A 2,970-nucleotide genomic window follows, 5' to 3' on the forward strand; every position below is an offset into this window, starting at 1 on the left:
AAAAAGGCCGGGTTTACCGGACGGACACGTCTTTCGAGGCAAAAACCGCATTCGAAATAGCCATCTCGTAAGTTTTCAAAGCGCAGTTTTCATTAATGAATTCGAGACAATTCATGGTGTTTGTGAAAGCAGATGCCGCGTTTCAATGTCCCCCGACAGTGATCCCCTAACGGAAATGACACTTGACCGTCACAAGTGGATTTGCTCTGTTTTGTTACGATATAACATTGTAAGTTTCAGAGGCGTTTCGATAGGAGCCACGCATAGCCTCGTCTTCGCACTTTGCTGCTTGCTGTGCTTTGAAAGCCTATGACAGCTTCTGACAGTCTCTTCGTTAGCGCGCCCGGAACATGCGCAGGCACTCGTGTACCAGCGTGAGATTCAAACACCAAACAGGAACCACACCATGAACAAGATTGCCAAGATCCTGTTGATCACGATTGCCTTGTTCACGATCTCGTCGGGGGCAAATGCTGCAACACTGATCAAGATTGTCGCGGCTGAGAACTTTTACGGAAACGTGGCCAAGACGATAGGGGGTCCTCAGGTCACGGTCACCAGCATCCTTAGCAATCCGAATCAGGATCCGCATCTGTTTGAAGCAGACGTCGAGACAGCAAAGGCAGTCAGCACGGCCGACATAGCGATATATAGTGGCGCCGATTATGACCCCTGGATGCTCAAATTGTTGAAAGCATCGCCAAACTCAGAGCGGACAACAATCGACGCGGCTGCACTCACAGGTCACAAACCGGGCGACAATCCCCACATATGGTACGACCCTAAGACTATCCCTGCAGTGGCCAAAGCCCTCACCGCAGATCTTTCGACGAAGGACAGTGCGAATGCAGAACTCTATCATCAGAGGCTTGAAGCCTTTCTGGCCAGCTTGCATCCCTTGACGGAGTTGATTGCCAAACTGAAGACAAGCTATGCTGGCACGCCGGTAACAGCGACTGAGCCGGTATTCGGTTACATGGCAAAGGCGCTGGGGCTCGACATGCGCAATCAGGGCTTCCAAATTGCAATTATGAACAATACGGCACCGAGCGCCAAGGACGTGGCTGCGTTTGAAAATGACTTGCGAAACAAAACGGTCAAGGTGCTTTTTTACAACTCCCAAGTGACTGACCATACCACGACGACCATGTTGAACCTTGCGAAAGAAAACGGGATTCCGGTCGTCGGTGTCACCGAAACGGAGCCTGCCAACGAAGATTACGTCACCTGGATGACCGATCAGCTGGACGCCTTGAACCAGGCGCTTGGTAGCGCTGAAAAATGATGGCGCTGGAGTTTGACAAGGTTTGCCTGAGATACGGGCGGCACGTCACATTGGAAGCTGGCACATTCAGTGTTGAGCACGGCAAGTTCATCGGCATGCTCGGAGCAAACGGGGCCGGTAAAACAACCCTTTTGAAAGCGGTGCTTGGCTTGCAGCGCACAGCTGCGGGAAGCATCTCGGTCTTCGGGAGGCCAACCCGGCGTGGTAATCCCAAAATCGGCTACGTGGCGCAATCACATCGCCAGATAGACGATCTCGGACTAAGCGGACACGATCTCTTGCTTGGGTCCCTGACCGGCCGGCGGTACGGACGGCCTTTCAGCTCAAAAGCGGACAGGCGCGATGTTGCCCGTGTACAGGAGATTACCGGCGTAACCGAGCTCGCGCGTCTGCCTGTCCGCAAGCTGTCCGGAGGTGAGCGCAAACGTATCCTGATCGCCCAGGCACTCTTGGGTTCACCTCAGATGTTGCTTCTGGACGAACCATTGGTGAGCCTTGATCCCAATCATCAAGAAGGTGTCGTCCGGTTGGTCCGGGCAATTCAAACAGACCTTGGCATCACGGTTCTCTTCTGTTCACATGAATTGACACCACTTCTTGGAAAGGTCGACGGCATCATGTTTCTCGGGCAGCGTAAGGTAGCGCTCGGGTCTGTGGACGAAGTCATCACACCAAAAGTCATGACCGACCTCTACGATGCACCGATGAAAGTCGTTCGATCGGAGGGGCGCATTTTTGTCGTCGACGACGCCCCCTCCCAGGTCATGTAGGTGCGTGGTGTTACAATATGCGTTTATGGTCAATGCCTTCGCCGCAACCTTCATCGTGGCAGTGGTTGCAGGATCGGTAGGTTATTTTCTGGTGATGCGTGGTCAGGCTTTCGCAGCTCACGCCATGTCGCATGTAGGATTTGCGGGTGCCACGGGAGCGGTACTTATTGGCCTCACTCCGTTTGTCGGCCTGACCATTTTTACACTTCTTGCCGGTCTCGGCATAGGTCTGATGGGAGATCGCGCCCAAAGCCGGGATGTCGCCATCGGTATGGTTTTGGCCTTGTCCCTGGGACTCGGACTTCTTTTCCTGCATTTTTATACGTCGTTCGCGGGCCAGGCGACCGCCCTTCTTTTCGGGAACGTTCTCGGTGTTGCCCGAGATACGGTCTGGGCCATGCTTGTTCTGGGGATTTGCGCTCTCGTGATCCTTGCGGTGATCGCGCGTCCGCTGGCATTCGCCAGTCTTCAACCCGAACTGGCCGACGCCAGAGGTATTGCTCCGAAGACTGTGGGGACCGTTTTCATGTTGCTCGTCGCGCTTGCGGTTTCTGAAAGTGTCCAAGTTGTTGGAATTTTGTTGGTCTTCACGCTGATGATTGCGCCCCCGGCAGCAGCCATGCGGCTCACCAGCCATATGTCCACCGGAATAGCCCTGTCGATCAGCTTTGCACTTGCACAGGCATGGTTTGGCTTGATCCTCGCCTATTACACCGGCTGGCCGACTACGTTCTGGATTACTCTTCTCGGGGCCGCCGTTTTCATCGTCTCAAGCGCAATCGTTCACTTGAAAAGCAATCTTTTTTAGTAGAGGAATTTGACGTAATTTCGGATCAGAAAATAAACGGCTATTTTTATGATTCCATAACAAACTTCTCTCGGGCGTTAACTGTCCGCTTGGTTGACGTTTAAGGA

General features: G+C 53.2%; 3 protein-coding genes. All 3 read left to right on the forward strand.

Translation table 11 applies throughout. The annotated features are described in order from the left end of the window. Positions 1-406: 406 nt before the first annotated feature. The 3 genes from E1297_RS03220 to E1297_RS03230 are packed head-to-tail and all read left to right on the forward strand — an operon-like array spanning position 407 to position 2,863. Positions 407-1,285 (forward strand): metal ABC transporter solute-binding protein, Zn/Mn family, encoded by an 879-nt coding sequence (locus tag E1297_RS03220; RefSeq protein ID WP_155133809.1) that lies wholly within the window; start codon positions 407-409, stop codon positions 1,283-1,285. Beyond that, on the forward strand, positions 1,285-2,055 hold the full coding sequence (locus tag E1297_RS03225; RefSeq protein WP_196223169.1) for a metal ABC transporter ATP-binding protein: 771 nt from the start codon (positions 1,285-1,287) through the stop codon (positions 2,053-2,055). Before E1297_RS03220 ends, E1297_RS03225 begins: the two co-directional genes overlap by 1 nt. A 4-nt stretch (positions 2,056-2,059) precedes the next feature. Continuing rightward, complete coding sequence (locus E1297_RS03230; RefSeq protein ID WP_209015622.1) at positions 2,060-2,863, forward strand: metal ABC transporter permease; 804 nt, start codon at positions 2,060-2,062, stop codon at positions 2,861-2,863. The last annotated feature ends 107 nt before the right edge of the window (positions 2,864-2,970 follow it).

The sequence above is a fragment of the Roseibium sp. RKSG952 genome, from assembly GCF_009711355.1.

Bases quoted from the DNA above. Each gene is read 5' to 3' on its own strand.
- E1297_RS03220 (WP_155133809.1), top strand. From the start codon at position 407: ATGAACAAGATTGCCAAGATCCTGTTGATCACGATTGCCTTGTTCACG.
- E1297_RS03225 (WP_196223169.1), top strand. From the start codon at position 1,285: ATGGCGCTGGAGTTTGACAAGGTTTGCCTGAGATACGGGCGGCACGTC.